A 1,963-nucleotide genomic window follows, 5' to 3' on the forward strand; every position below is an offset into this window, starting at 1 on the left:
GCTGGCCGGAATGGAAAGACAAGGATGGCGAGTTCAGCATGGAGCTGTTCCGCTCCTTCTCATCCATGAATAATGGCAAAGGCATGCCCAAACATAAGGAAGTGAAAGAAATGCCGGGCTGGCCGGAATGGAAAGACAAGGATGGCGAGTTCATTATGGAGTTGTTCCGCTCCTTCTCGTCTATTAATCATGGCAAAGGCGTGCCCAAACATGAGCAAGTGAAAGAGGTGCTGAGCTGGCCAGAATGGAAAGACAGGGATGGTGTGTTCAGTATAAAACTGTTCCGCGCTTTCTCATCGATGAACAGCTGTAAAGGCATGCCAAAACATGAGGAAGTAAAAGAGGTGCTGGACTGGCCTGAATGGAATGACAAGGATGGCAAGTTCAACATTGAGCTGCTCCGCGCCTTCTCGTCCATGAATTGCAACAGGGGCATGCTTAAACATGAGGAAGTGAAAGAGGTACTGGATTGGCCGGAATGGAAAGACAAGAATGGCAGGTTCAATATTGAGCTCTTCCGCTCCTTCTCCTCCATCAATAATGGCCACGGCATACTCAAACATGATGATGTAAAAGAGGTGCTGGACTGGCCTGAATGGAAAGAGATGGATGGCGAGTTCAATATGGAACTGTTCCACGCCTTCTCGTCCATGAATCATGGCAAAAGCGTTCCCAGCCATGAGCGATTGAAAAAAATGATGGTCTGGACAAGTTGCGGGGGTGCGCTCAATCATCGACTCCTGCAAACTATGACCAGGCTCTGGACAGCAGAAGGGCTACCTGACATCGAAGCGCTGCAACATCAGGAAACACAACTAAAACAGTGGCTGTTAACAGAACTTACTGAAGATAAAAGTGATTCAGATAGTAAAGAGGACGACGAATACAATAGCGATTCAGAGAATGAAGAGAATGATAATTCCAATCGCCAGATAAAAACGGTTGCTCTTTATCTTTCCACCCTTAAGCCAGACTGGTTATTAAACTGGGCGATTTTAAAACAGTTTCATCAATTCCATGAAAATACCAAAGCTTTTCTGATGCTGGAATCATTGATAAGGCTTCTTTCTTCTTATGGAGGGAAAGGCGTCGAACGTTTCCTTCACGCCAGTGGACAAGACCGGGATTTTTTGTGGCATCATTCGACTAAAGCCGTGCCTTTGCACGTGTTAAATAAGGCAATGGTTCTGTTTTCTGCCAATGAATACAGATCGCGTTTTGTCTATTTCGCCAAGCGGCTGAAGTCATTGCCGGACAAAAGCCTGTGGGAACAGTACTCAGCCCAGTTGCAACTATTGTCGGGGGTGCTGAAACACGACTATATGAAAAGGCTCTACTGGGAAATCCTGAAAAACTTAACAAAGGATGATCAGCTGCGTTTTCTGGATGCCAGCCGTGCCCGGGCTGTATTCGACCTGTTTCCCTCGTTGGGCGCCCTGCATAAACTCAGCAAAGAGCATTCTTCCCAATGGTTAAAACGGCTGCTTGAAGCCTGCCTTCGGCTAAAAAACCATGACATCACCAAAGAAGGCATCCAGCTAATCTTTGAGGCGCTACTGGAAACCCATAGCCTTCTGCCCTGGGATCAAGATATCCCCAACCACTTTCTTTCCGGGATGCGAACGACCGGCAACAACACCGTTGAGGTACCCGTCTCCGGACTTATCCCATCAGGAGAACAGCTCGCCCTGAGTTATATCGCTGTGTTGATGCGGAACCTCAACGAGATGTCTTTTACCGTTAAAGGTCAGTGGCTTGAGGTTGAGGTGCCGGATGACGGTGTTCAGATCTATCGCTATCCCGTGCCACAGCTGAAAATACAGGATGAAACAATGGCAATCAGCAACTGGTCAGAGGAGCAGTTCAGGATTTTTTTGAAAATCACAGGAGTATCTGAACACTATTATCTGACAGCAGATCAATGGCAAAAGCACTTAAACCCGGATGACCCGGTCTACATCCA

General features: G+C 47.3%; 1 protein-coding gene. It reads left to right on the top strand.

The window, feature by feature from the left end:
• Positions 1-1,963 (top strand): hypothetical protein (locus KDK19_RS04935; RefSeq protein WP_257276082.1); only part of this gene is annotated, 1,963 nt, incomplete at both ends.

This window comes from Endozoicomonas sp. ONNA1 (genome assembly GCF_024606325.1).
Taxonomy (GTDB): domain Bacteria; phylum Pseudomonadota; class Gammaproteobacteria; order Pseudomonadales; family Endozoicomonadaceae; genus Endozoicomonas_A.